General features: G+C 66.2%; 20 protein-coding genes and 1 pseudogene. 8 read left to right on the top strand and 13 right to left on the bottom strand.

Going from position 1 to position 21,240, the window contains the following annotated elements; translation table 11 throughout:
- Positions 1–92: 92 nt before the first annotated feature.
- Positions 93–986, bottom strand: a complete 894-nt coding sequence (locus EJF31_RS00355; protein WP_125035133.1) for a tryptophan 2,3-dioxygenase — start codon at positions 984–986, stop codon at positions 93–95.
- Positions 970–1,839 (bottom strand): alpha/beta hydrolase, encoded by an 870-nt coding sequence (locus EJF31_RS00350; protein WP_125035132.1) that lies wholly within the window; start codon positions 1,837–1,839, stop codon positions 970–972. The genes EJF31_RS00355 and EJF31_RS00350 overlap by 17 nt, the downstream gene beginning before the upstream one ends.
- A gap of 114 nt (positions 1,840–1,953) precedes the next feature.
- Between EJF31_RS00350 and EJF31_RS00345 the strand changes: the two genes are divergently transcribed.
- The 4 genes from EJF31_RS00345 (at position 1,954) to EJF31_RS00330 (ending at position 5,881) form a co-directional block, all read left to right on the top strand.
- A complete protein-coding gene (locus EJF31_RS00345) occupies positions 1,954–2,415 on the top strand; it encodes an Lrp/AsnC family transcriptional regulator (RefSeq protein ID WP_125035131.1) in 462 nt (153 codons plus the stop codon).
- 154 nt (positions 2,416–2,569) lie between these two features.
- On the top strand, positions 2,570–3,238 hold the full coding sequence (locus tag EJF31_RS00340) for a TetR/AcrR family transcriptional regulator (protein WP_125035130.1): 669 nt from the start codon (positions 2,570–2,572) through the stop codon (positions 3,236–3,238).
- The gene (locus tag EJF31_RS00335; RefSeq protein ID WP_125035129.1) at positions 3,219–4,589 is read left to right on the top strand and encodes an amidase; all 1,371 of its coding nucleotides are present in this window, start codon (positions 3,219–3,221) and stop codon (positions 4,587–4,589) included. Before EJF31_RS00340 ends, EJF31_RS00335 begins: the two co-directional genes overlap by 20 nt.
- A gap of 23 nt (positions 4,590–4,612) precedes the next feature.
- Positions 4,613–5,881, top strand: a complete 1,269-nt coding sequence (locus EJF31_RS00330) for a multidrug effflux MFS transporter (protein ID WP_221767399.1) — start codon at positions 4,613–4,615, stop codon at positions 5,879–5,881.
- Between the two features lie 63 nt (positions 5,882–5,944).
- On the opposite strand, the gene EJF31_RS00325 is transcribed toward EJF31_RS00330, so the two are convergent.
- The 10 genes and pseudogenes from EJF31_RS00325 to kynU form a co-directional block, all read right to left on the bottom strand.
- The gene (locus EJF31_RS00325) at positions 5,945–6,574 is read right to left on the bottom strand and encodes a 3-oxoacid CoA-transferase subunit B (protein WP_125035128.1); all 630 of its coding nucleotides are present in this window, start codon (positions 6,572–6,574) and stop codon (positions 5,945–5,947) included.
- 1 nt (position 6,575) lies between these two features.
- Positions 6,576–7,133, bottom strand: a complete 558-nt coding sequence (locus EJF31_RS00320; protein WP_260430611.1) for a CoA transferase subunit A — start codon at positions 7,131–7,133, stop codon at positions 6,576–6,578.
- The gene (locus tag EJF31_RS22230; protein ID WP_260430624.1) at positions 7,082–7,621 is read right to left on the bottom strand and encodes a hypothetical protein; all 540 of its coding nucleotides are present in this window, start codon (positions 7,619–7,621) and stop codon (positions 7,082–7,084) included. Before EJF31_RS22230 ends, EJF31_RS00320 begins: the two co-directional genes overlap by 52 nt.
- A gap of 391 nt (positions 7,622–8,012) precedes the next feature.
- Complete coding sequence (locus EJF31_RS00315; protein WP_260430558.1) at positions 8,013–8,549, bottom strand: NADPH-dependent FMN reductase; 537 nt, start codon at positions 8,547–8,549, stop codon at positions 8,013–8,015.
- Positions 8,550–8,615: 66 nt separating this feature from the next.
- Positions 8,616–9,362, bottom strand: coding sequence for an ABC transporter ATP-binding protein (locus EJF31_RS22040; RefSeq protein WP_221767459.1), 747 nt, complete (start codon positions 9,360–9,362; stop codon positions 8,616–8,618).
- Between the two features lie 60 nt (positions 9,363–9,422).
- Positions 9,423–10,283 (bottom strand): annotated as a pseudogene (locus EJF31_RS22035) (ABC transporter ATP-binding protein); the annotation flags it as partial.
- A complete protein-coding gene (locus EJF31_RS22030) occupies positions 10,283–12,475 on the bottom strand; it encodes a branched-chain amino acid ABC transporter permease (RefSeq protein ID WP_221767398.1) in 2,193 nt (730 codons plus the stop codon). The pseudogene EJF31_RS22035 and the gene EJF31_RS22030, both read right to left, overlap by 1 nt.
- Positions 12,472–13,407 carry a branched-chain amino acid ABC transporter permease gene (locus EJF31_RS00300; protein WP_125035125.1) on the bottom strand — a complete coding sequence of 312 codons (936 nt, stop codon included), beginning with the start codon at positions 13,405–13,407 and terminating at the stop codon, positions 12,472–12,474. Before EJF31_RS00300 ends, EJF31_RS22030 begins: the two co-directional genes overlap by 4 nt.
- 98 nt (positions 13,408–13,505) lie before the next feature.
- On the bottom strand, positions 13,506–14,699 hold the full coding sequence (locus EJF31_RS00295) for a branched-chain amino acid ABC transporter substrate-binding protein (protein WP_185736089.1): 1,194 nt from the start codon (positions 14,697–14,699) through the stop codon (positions 13,506–13,508).
- 61 nt (positions 14,700–14,760) lie between these two features.
- Complete coding sequence (gene kynU, locus EJF31_RS00290) at positions 14,761–16,044, bottom strand: kynureninase (RefSeq protein ID WP_260430557.1); 1,284 nt, start codon at positions 16,042–16,044, stop codon at positions 14,761–14,763.
- Positions 16,045–16,229: 185 nt separating this feature from the next.
- On the opposite strand from kynU, the gene EJF31_RS00285 reads away from it, so the two are divergent.
- The 4 genes from EJF31_RS00285 to EJF31_RS00270 are packed head-to-tail and all read left to right on the top strand — an operon-like array spanning position 16,230 to position 20,214.
- On the top strand, positions 16,230–17,180 hold the full coding sequence (locus EJF31_RS00285; protein WP_185736088.1) for a VOC family protein: 951 nt from the start codon (positions 16,230–16,232) through the stop codon (positions 17,178–17,180).
- Positions 17,181–17,237: 57 nt separating this feature from the next.
- Positions 17,238–18,236 (top strand): amidohydrolase family protein, encoded by a 999-nt coding sequence (locus EJF31_RS00280; RefSeq protein ID WP_125035121.1) that lies wholly within the window; start codon positions 17,238–17,240, stop codon positions 18,234–18,236.
- Positions 18,237–18,280: 44 nt separating this feature from the next.
- Positions 18,281–19,378: an iron-containing alcohol dehydrogenase gene (locus EJF31_RS00275; protein WP_185736087.1), complete on the top strand. Its 1,098-nt coding sequence runs from the start codon at positions 18,281–18,283 to the stop codon at positions 19,376–19,378.
- Entirely contained in the window at positions 19,375–20,214 is an 840-nt protein-coding gene (locus tag EJF31_RS00270; RefSeq protein ID WP_221767397.1) for an SDR family NAD(P)-dependent oxidoreductase, read from the top strand. The genes EJF31_RS00275 and EJF31_RS00270 overlap by 4 nt, the downstream gene beginning before the upstream one ends.
- Here the strand turns inward: EJF31_RS00270 and EJF31_RS00265 are convergent.
- A complete protein-coding gene (locus tag EJF31_RS00265) occupies positions 20,170–21,228 on the bottom strand; it encodes an amidohydrolase family protein (protein WP_125035119.1) in 1,059 nt (352 codons plus the stop codon). The two genes, EJF31_RS00270 and EJF31_RS00265, sit on opposite strands and share 45 nt — an antisense overlap.
- Positions 21,229–21,240 lie beyond the last annotated feature (12 nt).

Here is a 21,240-nt window from a genome sequence, read left to right as displayed (position 1 = left end):
CGACGCGGGCTGCGTTCGAACACCGAAGATTGCGTAACGGCTGACCGTCCCAAGGGACGGTCAGCCGTTACGTTTGGGTCGGACTACCTTGGTCAGGGGAGCTGAGTACGGACTTCCCACAGCTCCGGGAAGAACCGGTGGTTGACGATTGTCCGCAACCACTCGACGCCGGATGTGCCGCCGGTGCCGATCTTGAAACCGATGATTCGCTCAACGGTGAGCAGGTGCTTCATTCGCCAGTGGCTAAACGCATCGGCAAGCTCCATCAGGGCCTCGCCGAGCTGGAAGAAGACGTCCTCGGGGTCGTTCTTCCGATAGATAGCCAGCCACGCGGCGGTGACAGACGCATCGACCTCGTAGTTCGCGGTCACGTCGCGGTCCAGGTAGGCCTGGTCGATGTTGTGACCGTTCCGCTTCAGAGCCGCGTTCGCGGTGTCCCACAAGCTCGGCGCCTCGAACACCTCAACGAGCGCCGGGTAGATGACCGGAACACCCTGGTGCGGCTTGAGCATGTGCTCGTTCTTGTTACCGAGGCTGAACTCCAGAGCGCGGTACATGTACGACTGGAAACCGGAGGAGGTGCCGAGGTAGTCGCGGAACGAGTTGAAGTCATTCGGCGTCAGGGTGTCGAGCATCGGCCAGAGGCCGCGCAGGAGCCCAAGGATCTCCTTGACGCGACGGATGTACTTCATCGAAGCGCCGAAGTTGTCCTCGTTCAGCTGGCGCTGTGCTTCCTGGACCTCGTTGACGGTGAGCTTGAAGAGCAGTTCCATCACCTGGCCGGCGACGTAGAACGTCATTTCCTCGTGAGAGGGGCTCCTCGGGTGCTGGAGCGAGAGCAGTACGTCGATCGACTGGTAGTCGATGTACGGGGTGCTCTCTCCCTCGAAGTCGAGCATCGGCTTTCCGCCGGTCGATGCGGACTGCGCTGCGCGAACCGCCTCGCTAGCTACGTCCAGGTTGCGCGGCTCAATCGGTGCTGCCATTTGTCCATTTCCTTTCCTTCTCAAGAACTTCACGTCCGAGGTCGGTGCTCGGGTCTGACAAGTCGTGTACGAGGTTGAAGTGGTTGCGGCCGGAGATCTCGAACTCAGAGACCTCAGCACCGCTTCGGATGAGGGCGTCTGCCATGGCCTGGCTCTCGCGCTTGAAGGTGCCGGTTTCGTGCTCACCCCAGGTGACGATGAAGGGCGTCGTGGTGCGTCGGCCGGCGAGGAGCAGCAGTGGGCTCAGTTCGAGTGCGCTCTCAAGGGTGAGCTTCACAGCGTCGTTGATGTAGGTGCTGATGAGCGGACTGAGTTCGTAGACACCAGAGAGCAGGACGACGCCCTTCACTGGGTTGGCTTCGATGCCGCGTGAGGCCCAGTCGGTGAGTGACACCATGGCGGCTAGGTGAGCACCTGCCGAGGAGCCGGAGACGATGATGCGATCGGCGCTGAATCCAAGTTCCGCCGCGTTGGCGTGGAGCCATCCGACGGCCTTGCGGCACTGCTCAACGATGACGTCGAGACTGGCATTGGGCGCCAGGGTGTAGTTCACCGCGGCATAGGAATTGCCGCGGGCGTTGAACCACTTGGCCGGAAAGCTCGCGTCGTCCTTGCTTAGGGCCTGCCAGTACCCGCCATGGAGAAAAACGTGAAGAATGCCGGTGTTCCCGCTGGCTGGGACGAAGAGGTCGAGTACCTCGTCCTCGCGGTCGCCAAACCGATGGGTGGTGGGCGGGGTTTGCGCACGGACGCTGGCACTCATAGATGCGTACTCGGCCTCAAGAGCATCCAGATCTTCGACCATGCTGCTGGGCGAGTACTCACGCTCTAGTGCGGTCCATGCGTTCGACATGCCGTCAACGCTAATGCGGACATCGCGGCTCAAACATGAGCATATGGTGGGTGTGTGCCGCCATCTGCCTTACGTTTTGCTGGTGTTTTCATCGGGCGGCTTAGCATTGGTTTCATGGATGACATCGACTGGAGCATTGTGGAGCTCCTTCAGCGGGACGGCCGGATCTCGATTCGGGAGTTGGCGCGTCAGATCTCGCTGTCAGCGCCAGCGACGGCTGAGAGGGTCAAGCGCTTGGAGCAGTCGGGGGTCATCCTTGGATACTCGGCCGTCGTTAGCCCTCAGGCCGTGGGTCTTGGAATCCGGGCCATCATCCGGATGGGATGCGAGAACACGATCAGGTGTGTGCGACGCGAACTGGACCCCGATCTGTTCCCCGAGGTGGTCGAGATGCACCGGGTGAGCGGCGATGACTGCTCGGTCCTGATTGCCTACGCTCGCGACGTCGAGCACTTGGAGAACCTCATCGACAGGCTTGCCCGATGGAGCCGCGCCTCAACGACGCTGATCCTGTCGACCCCGCTGCCGAAGACGGTGCTCCGACGAGAGGTGGTCGCTCCCCTCACTTCGCGCTGAGGCGCTCGACGGCACTTCGCCAGCAGGTGGGGCGTTGCTCTCTGGCAGCCGATTCGGCACGAGGTGCGTTTCACGCTCGCACTTGGACTGTACGAACGGGTACAGTTGCGGCTTCAGTGGGACAGTTGCGTTCTAGAAGAGGCGATGGAATCCAATGGCGGAGACCAAGAAGACGAGCGGCGCGAAGGCCGCGGAGGTTCGGCGACCGGAAGGGCGCAGGGCTGAAGCGAAGCGTGCGGCTATCGTGGCCGCGGCTCGCGAAACCTTCTTGGCGAACGGCTATGGGGTGTCAATGGACACCGTGGCAGCCGAGGCGAACGTCTCCAAGGTCACCGTGTACAACCACTTCGGCAGCAAAGAGGCCCTCTTCATCGCGATCATCAACCACGAGCTCGACGAAGCGCTCAAGGAGGGTGTGCAGATAGTCGAGCGCCGGCTGGCGGACTCCGAGGACCTCCGGGGGGACCTCATCCACGCATGCAGGGCTTGGGTAGCCGGCATCGCAGCCCCCGTTGTCATGGACCTGCGAGCAGTGGTCGTGGGCGAACTCCGCCGCTTCCCCGAGCTCGGACACGCCTGGCAAACCCGCGGCCCACTTCGATTTCACCCCGTCATCGCTGAGGCTTTGGCGCGACTGGTCAAGCGCGGAGACCTCAATATCGACGACATCGACCTTGCGGTCTTGCAGCTTTCGGGCCTGGTGGTCTCGCCCAACCTCGTGTACGGCGGTTACGGCAGCCCCCTCAGTGAAGACTTGAAGGACAAACTCATCGTCGCGGGAGTCGACGTGTTCTTGAGCCGATATGCAGCACAGGCAGCTTGAAGTTCATTGGCTGTCAGCCACGGATCTTCTTGAGTTCTACAAGTCGGGAGAACTGACTCCGACCAGCGTCGTGGAATCACTGTTGCGCCGCATCGAAAACCTCAACCCGCTCATCAATGCGTTCACCACGATCAACAAATTCGCCAGGCTTCACGCCGAGTACTCCACCTATCGAGTCAATGTCGGCATCGCCCGACCACTTGAAGGCGTGCCAGTAGCGGTCAAGGACCTCTTGGACACAGACTTCCTCCCTACCACTTACGGCTCCGCGATCTATCGAGCGCATACGCCGACTCGGAACTCGAAGGTCGTCCAACAACTCCTGGACGCCGGCGCCATCATTATTGGAAAGGCCGCCACCCACGAGTTCGCGTGGGGCGTGACAACTGACAACCCACACTTCGGGCCGACCCGGAACCCCTGGGACATCAGGATGGTCCCCGGCGGCTCCAGTGGCGGATCTGCCGCCGCCCTTGCTGCGGGGCTTGCGCCGCTAGCCATCGGAACCGATACAGCTGGCTCGATTCGTATCCCCTCTTCACTGTGCGGCGTGACGGGCCTGCGTCCGACCCACGACACGGTCAGCACCGAAGGCGTACACGCGCTGGCCCCAAGTCTCGATGCCGTGGGCCCGATGGCCAGAACTGTGGCCGACCTACGGCTCCTACATTGCGTTCTCGCCCCCGCGACGATGCAAACGGACAGGAGCGAGCGAAAGCTTCGTGTCGCCGCGATGCCGTCCTTCAAGCGCGGGGCTCGCACCGAACGAGGGGGCGATGCCGTTGGACGCGCCCTCGACTCACTTGCGAAGAACCCTCAAATCGAAATCGTCGCCTCCCCATTCGACGCCCCGGATCTCGACCCGTACGAGCTCCTCTCGACCATCGTGCTCAGCGAGGGCCTTCGCACACACACCGAAGCAGGCACCTGGCCGATGAAGGCGAGCGACTACGGAGACGACGTCCGACAGCGCCTGGAGTTCGCAGAATCCCTGGCCCCGGGGGCCTACACGCAAGCATTGGCGAGCCGAGAGAGGTTCGCCGAGACGCTCAAACGGTCGTTCAATACCGTCGACGCTCTGGTCGGCCCTATCGTGAACGTTTCGGCGCGGAAGATCGAGGACCGGTCCGCGGAGACGGAAACGGAATTTCGGTCCGGCGTCATGCGCGAAGCATCGCCGCAAAGCCTGACTGGATTGCCGTCCTGTGCTGTGCCCGTGGGATTTTCGGGCGGCATGCCGCTGGGCGTTCAAGTGACCGCAGGCCACGGACGCGACGTCGATGCACTCCAGGTCGCCGCAGCGATCGAGGCCGAACTTTGCGAGCCGCAGCACCCCGCGTTGCCGCTGTAGGCTGATTATGCAATCATAATGATGTGAACATAATCCCGGTACTGAGTTCGAAGGCAAAGCATCCCCGCCGCGGCGGCCTGATTGTGCTGCTTGGAGCGTTGAGCACGTTCGGCCCGCTGACCACCGACATGTATCTGCCGGCAATGCCGAAGATGGCTGACGAGCTGCACACGGGGACGCTGGGCATCCAGCTCACGCTCATCGCATTCGTTGCCTTCTACGCCTTGAGCCAGCTCGTTTTTGGTTCTGTCTCGGACAGTTTTGGGCGGCGAGGTCCGCTACTGGTTGGTCTTTCGATCTTTACCGTGGGTTCGGTCCTGTGTGCGGTAGCGCCTACCGTTGGGCTGCTTGTGGCGGCGCGCGTGATCCAGGCATTCGGTGCGGGCGCGTCTGCTGTCATATCTCGTGCGATCGTGCGAGACAGGTTCGAGGGAACCGAGATGACTCGATTCTTCTCCACGCTCATGCTTTTTACGGGCGCTGGGCCTGTTCTTGCTCCGCTGCTTGGGGCGCAGCTGTTGAGGTTCTCGTCGTGGCGATCGGTGTTCGCGTTGCTAGCGGTCGTTGGGGCGGTGCTGACGATCGCTGTAGCGACTGGGCTTCGGGAGTCCCTGCCGTCTGAACGGCGCCGTCCGCCCGGTTTCAGAGCTCAGTTTCAGACTTATGGCTTGCTGATTTGCGACCTCGAGTACGTGCGGTACGTGCTCGCTACGTCGTTGATGTTCTCTGCGATGTTCGCCTACATCACTGGTTCTTCGTTTGTACTTCAGGAGGCATTCGGATTGTCTCCACAGCAGTTCAGCTTGGTATTCGGGCTGAACGGCTTTGGCTTGCTTCTCATGGGCCAGATCAACGGCAGGGTGGTTGGCCGGTTCGCGGATGAGCGTACGCTGATGCGGTTGAGTCTTTCGATCGGGGCTGCGGGCGGGCTTGGTGTTCTCGTGGCGGCCATCTTCAACCTCGGCTTGGTAGTGCTCTTGGTGAGTCTGTTCGCGACAGTTGCGGTTGTTGGTCCAGTCCTCGCGATTGGAACCTCGCTCGCAATGGCAGACCACGGTTCCAATGCCGGTGCCGCCGCATCGCTGCAGGGGCTTGTGCAGTTCGCCATCGGCGGCTCAGCTGCAGCCGCGATGGGGGCGTTCGGCCCGGGTTTCCTGGCGATGGCAATCGCCGTCTGCAGTTGTGCTCTCGCTTCGCTCGTCGTACTGCTACTACGACCGGCTAGATCCAGTCGCGAGGACGGCAGAAGGTCGGCCGACGTGCAGCGAACTGAGGAGTGCGCAGCACTTTGATGCCCACCTCAGGCGGATCCCGAGGTCGTTGCCGGTGGACCTCTGAAATCTCGATGAGTTGATCTAGATCAGGATGGGCGCACCACTGGTGGACACGATGGTTTCCGCTGTGACGCCGGGCGCTAGTTCGACGAGTTTGAACCCGCTGCCGGCGACGTCGAGCACGCCTAGGTCAGTGATGACCCGGGAGACGACGCCGCGTCCTGTCAGCGGGAGGTTGCACCGCTCGACCAATTTGGGGTTGCCATCTTTCGTCATGTGCTCCATGAGAATGATGATGCGGCGAGCGCCGTTGACGAGGTCCATGGCGCCACCCATGCCCTTGACCATCGCTCCGGGCACCATCCAGTTGGCCAGGTCACCTGTCATCGACACCTGCATGCCACCGAGGACCGCGACGTCGATGTGTCCGCCGCGGATCATGGCGAAACTCTCGGAGGAGTCGAAGTAGGACGCTCCCGGACTGACCGTGATGGTTTGCTTGCCAGCGTTGATGAGGTCCGGGTCGACTTCGTCCTCGTACGGGAACGGTCCGACCCCGAGGACCCCGTTCTCGGAGTGAAGCGTGACCCCGGAACCAATAGGCAGGTACTCGGGGATGAGGGTTGGAAGGCCGATACCGAGGTTGACGTATTGGCCGTGGGAGAGTTCCTTGGCTGCCCGTTCGGCCATCTCGTCTCGCGTCCAAGCCATGTCAGGTTGCCGCCGTTTCGTTCGTGTCCGGATTGGTCGGCCGGTGTCCGCGTGTTGTGCGCTTCTCGATTCCCTTTGCGTCAGCTTGCTCGGGGGTGAGTCGCACGATCCGGTCGACGTAGACGGCTTGAAGGTCGATGTTGTCGGGCTCGAGTTCTCCGACTTCGACGACCCGTTCGGCTTCGACGATCGTGATGCGTCCGGCCATAGCCGCGGATCGGTTGAAGTTTTGGGCTGCGGCGTGGAAGGCGCAGTTCCCGGCCTTGTCGGCGACTGCGACGTGCACGAGCGCGAAGTCTGTGGTGATGGCCTCTTCGAGGACCATCTCCTTGCCTCCGAAGGTCCGGACCTCCTTCGGCGGGGAGGCAAGCGCGACAGACCCGTCGCTGTTGTAGCGCCAGGGCAGGCCGCCTTCGGCGACGAGTGTCCCAGCTCCGGTCGGGGTGAAGAAGGCCCCTAGGCCGGCGCCGCCTGCGCGGAGGCGTTCGGCGAGCGTGCCTTGCGGTGTTAGAGGGTGAGGACGAGACTCACAGCGACGGACCCATGGCGCGCGCCCGATCCGAAGATCGCGAGCGCGGCAAGCAACGTCGTCGGCACAAGGATCAACCCGCGCTGGAGGCGTCCCTTGCGGACGTCCCGGTCGACAGCGACTCCAGCCGGCCCTCCCTGGCCGGCAAAGTAGCGGTTGACCACCTGCAGCCGCAGCAACGCCATGGCAATCGCCACCGCCACTGAGACACCGGCGAGCGCGGCGACACCTACTGATGCGGCGTTCACAGTCCCGCTCTGCAGGAACGAGTACGCGCCGGCGCCGACCAGCAGGAACGGCGCAGCCGCTCCGAAGTACCAGATGGCGATGCCGCGCACGAACGCCTTCCTTGCGACGTCCGCAGGTGCCTGGTCGTCGGGGTAGCGCGGGTCGTTGCGGCCCTGGTACATCAGCCTTCCGGCGAAGGCGTTGTCGATCTGCCACCGCTCGACACGCGTCATCGAGCGGTAGAGATCGGGTGCCGCGACCTTGGGGTCCCCGTCAGTCGGCATCGTCATGTCCCAGGTGGTCGTCCGAAGTTCCCACGTCCGGTGAAAAAGTTCGTGGCGAGTCCTGGGAAGCACGACCAGGCGGAGGTCACGAACGTCGGAAGGTCGACCCCGAGAGCCGCATTTCCGAAGTTGAAGCGTACTCCGTCAAAGATGCCTTTCGCGATGCCGCCGCATCAAACCGGATTCCACGCCGACGACGGCGAGCCAGCGAGGAACGGTCCCGGAGGCACCGTTGCACCATTTCCGCCTCATGGACGCCCTGTCGTCCTTCTCAAAGCTGCGTGGACGGTCATGTAGTGACGTACGACGTCGCTGGACCGGGCGTTGCAGACAGGGCACGGCGCGCCAAGGATCTGACGCACCATCCATCGGATCATGAGGCGCCTCAGTTTGGTCATCAGCCTTCGGTGACCTTGGCGGCCAGCGCGTGGAGCAGGCGGCGGACCAGGTCTTGGGTGCCCTCGTCCACCAGCTTGTCGTCGTCGAATCGCTCATGCGCGTTGAAGACGATGACCTCAGGCTTCACGACCGGCTTCGAGTCGGTCCAGACGAACACCTGACGAAGCGCGAGCTGGGCGCGCACCGAGCCGAAGTTGGTGGGCGCCGCGCCCATGATGGCGACCGGCTTGCCGGCCAGCAGCTGGCCCCCGTCGCCCGTGCTGAGCCAGTCGATGGCGTTCTTCAGCACGCCCGGGATCGAGTAGTTGTACTCCGGCGTGGCAATCAGGAGCCCGTCGGCCGCACGGACCTGGTCGCGAAAGGCCTCGACGACGGGCGGGACGTTCTCGCCGTCGATGTCGCCGTTGTACGGCGGGATGTCAGCCAAGTGCTCGTAGACATCGATGTCCATGCCGATCGGCGCGAGACCTTCGGACGCGTGCAGCAGGCGCGTGTTGAACGACTCCTGCCGAAGGCTGCCCGAGATGCCCAGCACCTTCGCGTTCCCCTGCTCACTCATAGCGGTCACCTCTTCGTTGAATGAACTGTACGGCACAGTACACTACCGCACGGATTCGCCGAGGTAAACCTCCCGGATGCGAGAGTCTTCGAGGAGCTCGCGGCCGGTGCCTTCCAGGGCGATGCAGCCGGTCTCGAGGACGTACGCACGGTCGGCGATCGAGAGAGCCTGGGCCGCGTTCTGCTCGACGAGGAGGACGGTCACGCCTTCGGCGTTGATCTGCTCGATGATGGCGAAGATGTCCTGCACCACGAGCGGCGCGAGACCCATCGACGGCTCGTCGAGGAGCAGCAGCTCGGGCTTTCCCATCAAGGCGCGGCCCATCGCGAGCATCTGCTGCTCGCCTCCCGAGAGAGTCCCGGCCAGCTGGTGACGACGCTCGGCCAGGCGCGGGAACAGGTCGAATACGTGGTCCAGGTCGGCGGGATCCACGTGGCTGAACCGATACGCGCCCATGTGGAGGTTCTCCAGGACGCTCATCCGGGGAAACACGTGGCGTCCCTCCGGCACGTGACAGATCCCTTCCTCGATGAGCTCGTGGGCAGGCCTGCCGTTGATCTGCCTCCCGCGGTAGGTGATCGTGCCGGCGGTAGGGCGCAAGAGACCCGAGATAGTCTGCTGCGTGGTGGTCTTACCAGCGCCGTTCGCGCCCAGGAAGGCGACGATCTCGGCCTCGTTCACGTGGAACGAGATCGACTTCAGGGCCGGGATGGCCCCGTAGCGGACGTCGAGGTCGACCACGTCGAGCGCGCGGACGGCGGACCGCCCAGCGGCATCGGCGGCGGGCACGTGAGCTGCAACCTTCCCCGTCACCTGCTCGAGCGCTTCGTCGTCGCTGGAGGCGGCACCGAGGTAAGCAGCGATGACGTCCGGATCGTTCTGGATCTCGCTGGGCTTGCCCTCGGCGATCTTCTTGCCGAAGTTGAGGACGACGATGCGATCGGCGATCGACATCACCATCTGCATGTCGTGCTCGATGAGCAGCACGCTGATGCCGCGGTGGCGGTTGATGCGCCGGATGAGCGCGGCGAGGTCCGCCTTCTCGTTGGGGTTGGTTCCGGCCGCCGGCTCGTCCAGGAGCAGCACGCCCGGGTCGGTGGCAAGCGCCCGCGCGATCTCCAGGCGTCGCTGACCACCGTAGGAGAGCGACGTGGCGATGTCGTTCTCCCTGCCGCTCAGCCCGACCTCGGCCAGGAGGGCCCGCGCGATCGAATCCGCTTCGACGGCCTCACGCTTCTGCCGGGGAAGTCGCAACATCGCGCCGACAGGGCCGGACTTCTGCGTTGCCTCGACCGCGACCAGGACGTTCTCCAGCACGGTCAGGGCTGGGAACAGGCGGATGTTCTGGAAGGTGCGTGCGATACCAGCGCGGTTGAGCTTGTGCACCGGATGGCCGATGACGGAGATCTCGTTGCCCCCCGGTCGGGGTACGGCGGTGACGCTGCCTCCCTGCGGGCAGTAGACGCCGGTCAGGGAGTTGAAAAGGCTCGTCTTGCCTGCCCCGTTGGGCCCGATGACGGCCAGGATCTCCGAGCGGTGCATGGTGAGGCTGACGTTGTCGAGCGAGACCAGTCCCCCGAAGCGCAGGGTCAGACCCTCGACGGAGAAGACCGGTCGGACGTCGCCCGCCGGGACGGTGTCAATCACGGACTCGATGGCCCCTTCTTCTGTGGCGGTGGTGCCGGCTTCCTGGGCTCTGATCGACGACATCACAGGCCCTCGCTTGCTGCGACAGCGGTCGGTTCGAGCGCCGGCCGGTCGTCCAGACCTTGAAGCTCGGCCTTCCTGCGACGTTCGGGTATCAGTCCCGAGGGTCGGAAGATCATCATGAAGAGGAGGACCGCACCGATCCACATCTGCCGGTCGTCGGCAGGAACCTGGTCCTTGAGGAACTCGGGAAGCCAGGTCAGGAACGCGGCGCCGACGATGACGCCGGTCATCGAGCCCATGCCGCCGAAGACCACGTAGGCGAGAACCAGGATGGAGTTCAGGAGCAGGAAGTTGTCCGGGTTGAAGTACCCGACCTGGCTGGCGAAGAAGACCCCTGCGAGGCCCGACGTCGAGGCACCGATCGCGAAGGCGAGGAGCTTGACCCGCGTGGTGTCGACGCCGCTCGCGCGCGCCGCGACCTCGTCCTCGCGCACCGCCGCCCAGGCGCGTCCCACCGACGACCCCTCGAGACGGATGAAAAGGACGACGACCACGGCGAGGATGACCAGCAGCAGGTACCAGTACTGCAGCGGGTCGCTCCCCCACTTCAGGTCCACGATGCCGAGATTGATCTCCGGGTGCGGCACCGGCTTCTCGGGACCGCGGGTGCTGTTGGTGATGTTCCCGGGGTTGTTGATCGCGACGATCCGGATGATCTCGCCGAAACCGAGGGTGACGATGGCCAGGTAGTCCCCGCGCAGCCGGAGGGTGGGCGCTCCGAGCGCAACACCGGCGACGATGCACGCCCCGATCGCCACCGGGATCGCAGCCAACGGCGTCAGGTGCACGCCGAAGGGGGGCTGTATAGGCAGCGAACCGACGAGGAACGCGGTGGTGTAGCTGCCGATGGCGTAGAAGGCGATGAAGCCCAGGTCGAGAAGCCCGGTCCATCCGACGACCACGTTCAGCCCGACCGCCAGCAGGACATACACGCCAATCTGGGTTACGAGGACCTGCTGCCAGTACTCGGTGAAGACGCGCGGAAGGACGATGGCGACGACCAGGCCCGCGACCAGTCCCGGAGTGATCGAGATCTTGCCGAGGACCGCGGTCGAAGCGGCCCGCGCCCCGCTGCTACGCCTTGGGGTCACCTTCCCGATCCAGGGACTCGCAGCGCCCACGGCCACGAGCAGGAACCCGAGCAGAGCGAACCACGGGCCGTTCCCCAGGTTGTCCCAGGCACTCGTGGCGTTGTCGACCCCGGCGGCAGCTCCGACGGCACCCATGGCGTGCGCGGTGACAAGGGTCAGGACAGCGCCCGACAGGCTGACCGCGCACGCAACCCAGCGCAGCATTGCTGTCGACCGCACGATGCCGAGCACAGATGCGACGCCTGCGGCAACGAGCACGGCGATGAGTCCCCCGCGCTGTATCGTGGCCGCCAGCGGGTCGATGCCGCTGCCGTCGAACAGGTCCGCCGTTCCCCACAGGCCGGCGTTCAAGCGCCCCGGCGAGAACCAGGTCGTCGCCGCCACAGCCGCGGTGCCGAAGAACAGGCCGGCCGCTGCCAGGAAGGCACCCGGCATGGCCGCCCGGATGGCGACGGCACGGTCACGCAAGGAATCGCCGGTGGAGGTCCATCCCGCGTAGCCGAGGGAGCAGGCGACGAGCATGTAGGCAAGAGCCGTCCCCGCTGCCCCGTACGAGTGGTCGATGCCGGAGCCTCGCGACACGAGATCAGCGTGCGCGACGAGTGCCACGACCGCGGCCGCGATGGCAAGCGCCGCCCCGGCAACGGCGAGGCGCCGCGACCTCGTCAGGACGACCGCCAGCCCGAGGCCGAGGACGGCAGCCCAGGCGACGAGGTACAGCCAGCTGAAGTACGTGTGCGCCAGGCCGGCGGTCGCGGCGCGGGACGCGTCGGCGAACTTGCCGTGCCCCGACGGGTCGTACCAGTGCAGCAGGACGCGCGCCACCACGACTCCGGCGAGCGAGCCGAGGAAGAGGCCGCCCCCGGGCTGAGCGAGACGTGCCTTGATCGCCGCGAAGCGAGGCGCCAGGAGGAAGACCACCACCCCGGCAGCGAGGAACAGCCCGATCCGCGGCTCGAGGACGGCGTGCTTGAAGCCGTACCCGTAGTCCTCGGGACTGCCTTGCTGGGGTCCCCACATCATCGCGAGTATCACCGCGCCGACGAGGCACATTGCGAGCCGGCGGGTGTGCTCGCCGGTGAGGAGCTCCCTGAGCTTCATGCGACCCTCCCGAGGCGCTCGCCGAGGATGCCGGTGGGCCGGAGCACCAGGACCGCGACCAGGACCCCGAACGCCACGACATCGGTCCACTGGATGCCGACGCCGGGGAGCGGTGGGATCAGCGCCTCGACGACACCGAGGGTGATGCCACCGATCATGGCGCCGCGAATGTTGCCGATGCCTCCGAGAACAGCGGCGGCGAACGCCTTGATGCCGGGTTGGAAGCCCATCATGTTGGAGAAGGCGAACGCCGTGCCGAACAGGAAGCCGGCGGCCCCCGCGAGCGCGCCCCCGATGATGAAGGTCCGCGAGATCGTGCGGTCGATGTCGATGCCCAGGAGCGCCGCCATGGGCGCGTCCTCGGCGACGGCCCGGACACTGCGGCCGAGCTTGGTCCGGCTCACGAGCGCGTCGAGGCCGACCATGAGGGTCACGGCGGAACCGACGATGATGATCTGGATGACGCGTACGTCGGCGCCAGCGACCGTGAAGACGACGTGGTTGATGTCGAAGTACGCGGGGAAGCTGTTGTTCGTCAGGCGGTTGAAGAGCTTGCCGGCGAACTGGGACAGGAAGAACGACGCTCCGATGGCGGAGATGAGGAAGGCGATCTTGGGTGCGCCTCGTCGTCGTAGCGGGCGGTACGCGATGCGTTCGAGCATGAACGCGATGCAAGCCCCGGTGAGCGCGCCCGCGAGGAGGCCGACCAGGAACACGACTGCTGCGCCCCCGGTCGACCCGGCGTGCGGGGCGAGGGCGTTGACCGCGAGGAAGCTGCCGAACGCCCCGGACATGAAGACCTCGCTGTGCGCGAAGTTGATGAGCTGAAGGACGCCGTAGACGAGCGTGTAGCCGATCGCGATCAGCGCGTACATCGACCCTCGAGTCAGGCCGAGGACCAAGTAGTCAGGGATCTGGTGGACGTAGTCCATGACGAACCTTTCTGAGCCGGGGTGTGTTCGCCGCTCACCCGATCGCGGCCGGCGGCCTGGGCGACGAACACACCCGACGTGGAGGTTGCTGCGCGCTACTAGCGCTGCTTGGTGACGTCCCCGAGGAACTTGAACGCCTTGTTCTCCGCGACGTAGAGGTTCACGACCGCGACGCTGGAGTCGATGTCGCCGTTGGCGTCGAACTTGATGTGCGACGCCAGGCCCTGGAAGTCGATCTCGCTGAGCGCCTTCGCCACCGAAGCCCGGTTGAGGGTCCCCGCGGCCGCCGCGTTCTTGATCGCGGTCAGCAGAGCCCGGGTGGCGTCGTACGACTCAGGGGTGAAGGTCGAGGGGTCCTGGTTGTAGTCGGCACGATAGGCGTCGGTGAACGACTTGGCCTTCGGGTCGCTCGCCGCGTCGGCACAGCCGCAGAGGAAGTACCAGCCGTTGCCCGCGTCACCGGCCTGGTCGAAGAAGATGGTGGACTTGCTGCCGTTGCCCGTCACCTTCAGGCCGTCGTACCCCACCGCCTTGATGGCCTTGGCCAGCAGAGCGGTCTGTGCGTCGTAGCCGCCGTAGAACAGCGCCTGCGCACCCGAGGCCTTCACCTTCTGGGCCACGACGCTGTAGTCGGTGGTCTTGGCGTCGACGCCCTCGCGGATGACCTTGACGCCCTTGGACTCGAGCTCCGCCTGGACCGCGTCGGCGACACCCTTGCCGTAGTCACCGAGGTCGTCGATGACGAAGACCGTCTTGGCCTTCTTGGCCAGCCACTCCGCGCCGATGGTTCCCTCGACGTTGTCGGAGGGAACGCTGCGGTGGAAGGCCGCGAAGCCCTGGTCCTGCAGCTGGGCGTTGGTGGCCGACGGCGTGATGAACGCCAGGCCCGCGGAGGAGTACTGCGCTCCCGCGGCCTTGACCGAGCCGGAGAACGCGGGGCCGACCACGCCGAGGACGTCCTGGTTCTGGATGAGGGAGGTGGCGGCCGCGGGCGCCTTGCTCGGGTCGCCTTGGTCGTCGCCCTTGACGATCTCGACCGAGAAGCCGAACTCCTTGGACGCGTTCGCGTCCTTGACGGCGAGCTCGACACCGTTGAACTCGTTCAGCCCGAGCTGCTGGTAGTCACCGGACAGAGGTCCCTGGAAGCCGATCTTGACGGAGGTCACCTTGGTCGGCTCGCCACCCCCGCTGAGCTTGTCGGTCCCGCCCCTGCCGGAGCTTCCACAGCCTGCGAGCGCCAGCGCCAGGAGCGCAGCCCCGACGACGGCCTGGGTCTTGAGTGGACGCGGCATGAATACCTCCGAAGAGTGTTGGTTTCGGTTGATGTGGGTTGTTGCGGTCCGAGATTCGTGGTCAGCCGTCGGTGCGGAGCACTTCGTGAAGTGCGTGCGCTGCGCGCCAGCAGTCGTGGAACGTGCAGTACAGGGGCGCGGGCGCGAACCGGATGACGTCCGGCTGGCGCGCATCGGTGAAGACACCGAACTCGTCCCGCATGCGGGTGGAGACGTGCTCGGCGTCGGCGCCGATGATCTGCACCGACAGCTGCGCACCGCGGTGCTCGGGGTCGACCGGAGTGATGACCCGCGCCGGCACGTCCGCGAGGGCGGTGGCGAGAGCCTTCTCCAGGTAGCCGGTGAGGCGTAGGCTTCGCTGCCGCAGTGCGGGCATGCCCACTTCGTCGAAGATCTTCAGGGACGTCTCGACCGGGGCCATCGCGAGGATGGGTGGGTTCGACAGCTGCCACGCGTCGGCGGTGTGGACGACGTCGAGGACCGGCTTCATCTCGAAGCGGGTCTCCGCATTGGTACTCCACCAGCCGGAGAACTTCACGAGGGAGTCGTCGGCGAGGTGGCGCTGGTGGACGAACGCACCTGCGACGGCGCCGGGACCGGAGTTGAGGTACTTGTAGGAGCACCAGGCCGCCCAGTCGACGTCCCAGTCGTGCATCCGGAGCTCCACGTTGCCGACCGCGTGGGCGAGGTCCCAGCCGACGACGATCCCGGCGGCACGGCCGGCGGCGGTGATGGCGGGGATGTCCATCAGCTCGCCGGTGTAGTAGTTCACGGCGCCGAGCATGACGAGCGCGATGCTGTCGCCTTCGTGTTCGATGAGATCCAGGACGTCCTGGGTGCGGACCACTGACTCGCCGTCGCGGGGCTTGACCCGGACCACGGCGTCGTCGGCGTCATACCCGTGGAACTCTGCCTGACTGCGGACCGCGTACGAGTCGGAGGGGAAGGTGCCGTCCTCGATGAGAATGCGGTACCGGTCGGCGGTCGGTCGGTAGAAGCTGACCATCATCAGGTGCAGGTTCACCGTCAGCGTGTTCATGATGACGGTCTCCTCGGGAAGCGCGCCGACGAGACGGGCCGCGGGATCGCGCAGGCCCTCGTGGTAGCTGACCCAGGGCTTGCGCGGCTTGGTGTGTCCGCCCACGCCGTAGGTGGCCCAGTCGTCGAGCTCTGCCTGCAGGTCGACGCGGGTCTGTCGCGGCTGGAGGCCGAGCGAGTTGCCCGCGAGGTAGGCCGCCTCGCCGTCGCCGGAGGGGTTCGGCGGGATGAGGAACCTCGAGCGGTGGGAGCCGAGCTCGTCGGTCTCGTCGAGGCTCAGCGCATCGGCTTCGTTCAGGTCAAACACTGCGGACTCCTCGTCAGGCATTGCGCGGCGGGCCAATCACTGGTGTGATGTGGGTCTCGCAAGAATGTACTATGCGGTACAGTTCAGTCAATGCCCACCGCGCCGTTCGGACCGAAAAGTTCGAAAGACAGGGCTCGTGCCCGCAGGAGCACCGGCCTTTAGGCGCCCGCCAGGAAGGGGTGAAGATGGCTTTTCACGGCTACCACCACATCACCACCACAGTCACGAACGGCCGAGCCGACGTGCAGTTCCACGTCGACCTGCTGGGTCTGCGCAACGTCAAGCGCACCGTGCTCCTCGACGGGAGCCGGCCGTTCTACCACCTGTACTACGGCAACGAGTACGGCGAGCCCGGGACGCTGCTGACGTCCTTCGTGTTCGGCCCGGACAGGCCGGAGGGCAGGAAGGGCTCGGGCCAGATCAGCTCGATCTCCCTGTCGGTTCCGAAGGACAGCATCAGCTTCTGGGTCGACCGGTTCGGTGAACGTGGCGTCGCTCATCAGGAGTTCGAGCGCCTCGGCGACCGGCGCGTCTGGTTCCAGCACCCGGACGGGATCGACTTCCAGCTCGTGGGCGTCGAGACCGACGAGCGGCTCCCCTGGCACGGGTCCGACGTCCCGCCGGCCGCTGCCGTCCGCGGCGTGCACAGCGTGACCGTGTGCACGCGTGAGACCGACGAGCTGCACTACTTCCTCGACGAAGGCATGGGCCTGGAGTCGCGCGAGGTCGACGGCTCGGTCAGCTCCTACGCCATGTCGGCCGGCAAGGCCGGCCAGCTGGTCGAGATCGACCACCAGCCCGATGTCGAGCAGGGCTCGTGGGGCTACATGCGCAACACGGTCGACCACGTCGCGTTCGACATCAAGGAGTCGACGGCACAGCTCGACTTCAAGGATCACCTCGAGGCCATGGGCTACATCGACGTCACCGAACCGCGGGACCGGAACTACTTCTACTCGGTGTACTTCCGTACGCCCGCCGGCGCGATGTTCGAGGCGACGCGCAGCCACCCCGACGGCTTCGAGAAGGACGAGGGCCTCGACAGCCTCGGCAGCTGCCTCCAGCTGCCGCAGTGGCTCGAGGAGCGTCAGCCCGAGCTCATCGCGGCGCTCGAGACTCTCGAGCCGCTCGACTAGTCACTCTCCACTCACCGCCCAGATCTCAACGTCCGAACCAAGAAAGTCGAGAACTCCATGGAGTCGTCACACCGCATCGATGTCCATCACCACATCATCCCGGAGCCCTACCTTCAGGCTCTCGCGGACGCGGGGGTGGATGACCCCATCAAGGGCGTCGCGTACCCGCAGTGGGACCTCGACACCGACTTGGAGGTGATGGACCGCAACGGGATCCAGGCGTCCCTCGTGTCCATCACCGCTCCGGGCGTGGGGTTCACGAGCGGCCCGGGCGCGGTCCGGGCCGCTCGTGCCACCAACGAGTACATGGCCGAGCTGATCGAGCGCCACCCCGGGCGCTACGGCGGGTTCGCCGTGCTTCCCCTCCCGGACGTCACCGCTGCCCTGGCCGAGATCCAGTACGCCGTCGGCACCCTCGGCCTGGACGGCATCGGGCTGTTCACCCACTACGACGGCACCTACCTCGGCGAACCGGAGTTCGACGAGGTCATCGACTGCATCGCCGAGCTCGACACCGTGGCCTTCGTGCACCCGACCATCCCGCCGGCCGCCGACCAGCCGCTGTTCGGGCTGCCCCCCTCGCTGTACGAGTTCCCGTTCGAGACGACCCGGATGCTCACGAGCTTGCTGTACCACGGCACGCTGGACCGACGCCCGGACCTGAAGCTCATCGCGCCGCACGCAGGCGGCGCCGCGCCGTACCTGGCGAAGCGACTGACCTACGCCGTCACCATCAACCCGGCCCTAGCCGACCGTGAGCCGGCCGATCTGCTCGGCTCGCTGCGTTCGGTCTACTTCGACACGGCGATGTCCGCGAACCCGCACACCCTCGCGGGCCTGGACTCGTTCGCGGACCCCTCGCGCATCCTCTTCGGCACCGACTATCCCTTCATGCCGGAGTCCACCACCGTCGAGACCGTCGACGGCGTCGACGCGTTCTTCACCGACGACGACACCCGGCGCCAGGTCGAGCGCGACAACGCTCTCGCGCTGTTCCCGAGGCTGGCCGAGCGCCTCGCCGCGGTCGTCCCGATCCCCGCGGTGGTGGACCGATGAGCACCAGGACGTCGCTCGCGGCGGACTTCCCCCCAGGCACACTCGTGAACCTTCCCATCGGCTCGGTGTCCTGGGGGAACGGAAGCCTGTCGGCGGTCGGCGAGCTCCTGCGCGGCTGGGGCGCGTCGAGGACCGCGTTGTTCACGACGCCCTTCCACCATGCCGATGCCGCGCTGACGGCTTCGGTGACGGCCGCCGTCCCCACCCTCCGGGTGACGCACAGCAGCTTCGCTGCTCATGCACCCGAAGCGGACATCGCGGCGGCCGCAGCGATCCTGACGGAGAACGACATCGACTCCGTCGTCTCCCTCGGGGGCGGCTCGGTCATCGACGCCGCGAAGGCGGCGTTGGGACGGGTCATCGACGCCGGGCGCCCGCGCCCGCGACATGTCGTCGTGCCGACCACACTGTCCGGCTCGGAGCTCTCCCACACCTTCGGCATCACGGAGTCGCACGGGTCCTCGACGTTCAAGCGCAGCCACGCCCGAGCGGACGTGGCCGCCGACGCGGTGGTGTACGACGAACGCGTCGTCGAGTCCACTCCCAGCGACCTGTGGCTGTCCTCCGGCGTGAAGGCCGTCGACCACGCGATCGAGGGCCTCCTGGGAACGGGGGCTCTTCCGCTGGTCGACAGCCTTGCCTTCTCCGGCATCCGCCGCATGGTCGAGTCGCTCTCTGCGGAGCCGGACCGACGCGGGCCCGCACAGATCGCCGCATGGGAGTGCTACTCGCACCCGCAGGCGATGCGCTACGGACTCAGCCACCGCCTCGGGCACGTGCTGGGTGGCACCTTCGGCGTGCCGCACAGCGTGACCTCCGCGATCACGCTCCCGGCGGTGCTGACGAGGATGACCCCGACGCACCCCCACGTCCTGGCCAGCATCGCTCAGGCACTCGACGTCAGTGAGGCCACTCCCACACGCCGGTTCGGTTCCACCTGTGACCCCGCACAAGCACCCGTCCTGCTCCGGACCTGGTGCGAGAGCCTGGGCCTGCCGACCCGGCTTCGTGAGGTCGGCTTCACCCAGCGCGACCTGGATCCGCTTGCCGACCTGACCGCGGACGCCTACCCCTCGGAGACGGCGGTGCTCGGGACGGACCCGGGGCGCCGACTCCGGGAGCTGGTGCGCTCGATGTGGTGACGCCACCGCGACCGATGGACACGGCCCGCATCCAACGCCGGTCGTTCCCGGACCTGACCCTGTCACCGCTCGCGAGCACCGTCGATCTCACCGGACGGACCGCGGTCGTGACCGGTGGCGCGCACGGAATCGGCCTGGCCGTCTGTCGGCGGCTGCGGGAGGCGGGCGCCGACGTCGTCCTCGCCGACAAGAGCGCGGACGCGGCGCAGAGAGCTGCGAGCGAGCTCGGCGCACGCTGCTTCCCGGCGCATGTCGACGTGCGCGACGGTGCGTCGATCGACGCCCTCGCCGATCTCGCCCTCGCCCGGTTCGGCACCCTAGACGTCTGGGTCAACAACGCCGGCACCTACCCGCGGCAGGCGCTGCTCGACATCACCGACGACGACTGGGACGAGGTCCACCGGCTCAACCTCAGAGGAGCCTTCATCGGCTCCCGGGAGGCAGCCCGGCGCATGATCGCGAGCGAGCGCGGCGGCACGATCGTCAACCTGACCTCCACCGCCGCCTACAACACCGCGGCCGGTGGAAACCCGGCGCACTACGTCAGCTCCAAGCACGCGCTCGCCGGGCTGACCAAGAGCCTGGCCGTCGAGCTCGGACCGTACGGCATCCGCGCGGTCGCGGTCGCTCCCACCCTCACCCGGACCCCCGGCGTCCAAGCCGCTCACGCCGCAGGGCGCGGCGCCAGCCTCGACCGGTACACAGACCGCCTGCCCGCCGGTCGTCCGGCCGAGCCGGACGACGTCGCCCGGGTAGTCCTCTTCGCCGCCTCCGGCCTCGCGGGCTTCGTCTCAGGGAGCACGATCGACGTCGACGGTGGAGACCTCGCGCTCTGACCCGGTCGTGGCGAGCACGGGCTCCCCCTTCTCCGCGAGATCCAGGCCCAGATAGCGCCGCGCGTTGCCGGACAGAATGGCCGCCTGCTCATGGGGCGTCAGGAACGCGGATCTCCTCACGACCTTCCCGACCGGTCGTTCGCCGAGCGGATAGGGATAGTCGCTCCCAGCCATGACGTTCTGCGCGCCGAGAGTGTCGACGAGGGTCCGCAGGGCCGCAGGCTCGAACACGACGCTGTCGACGCTGAAGCGCCCGATGTACGCCGACGGAGGCTCCGCCGACGTGCCGACAACGTCGTTGCGTCCGTGCCAAGCGTTCTCGAGTCGGCCTAACCAGAACGCGAACGAGCCACCGCCGTGCGCGAAGCAGGTGCGCAGGTTCGCGGGGAGCCGGTCGAACGCGCCACCGAGGATCATCGCGATGATGGACAGGTGCGTCTCTGCCGGCATGCCGGTCAGCCAGCGCGCCATCCACCGGTCCAGCCGCGGGGTCGACGGCATGTCCCACGGGTGGACGAACACCGGCAGGTCCAGCGACGCCGCGTGCTGGAGGAACCTGACGATGCCGGCGTCGTCGAGGTCCCGGTCACCGACGTGGTTTCCGATCTCGACACCCCGGAGGCCGTTCGACGCCGCCCGTTCGAGCTCTCGGCACGCGGCATCGGTGTCCTGGAGCGGCACCTGGCAGAACGGTACGAGACGGTCGGACTGGTCGCACAGCTCCAGGGCCAGGTCGTTGAATATCTTCGCCACCCGAGCCGCCTGGTCACCCTCGGCGTCGTAGGCGAAGAAGACCGGTGTCGGTGAAACGACCTGCAGAGCAACGCCGTCGGCGTCCATATCCGCCAGACGGACCTCCGCGTCCCAGCACTGGGCCGTGATGCGACGGAACTCCTGGCCCTTGAGCAGGATCATCGCCTCGCTCTCGGAGTCGACGCGCAGGCTCGGCTGATCCGCACCGAGGTCCGGCCAGCCCTGCGGCACCGAGTGGGAGTGAACATCGATCGTGGACAACCGGGGACCTCT

The organism is Nocardioides sp. LS1 (assembly GCF_003865225.1).
GTDB classification, from domain to species: Bacteria; Actinomycetota; Actinomycetes; order Propionibacteriales; family Nocardioidaceae; genus Nocardioides; species Nocardioides ginsengisegetis.
The sequence above is the reverse complement of the archived record's forward strand: the minus strand, read 5'-3'. Positions and strand labels throughout refer to the sequence as shown.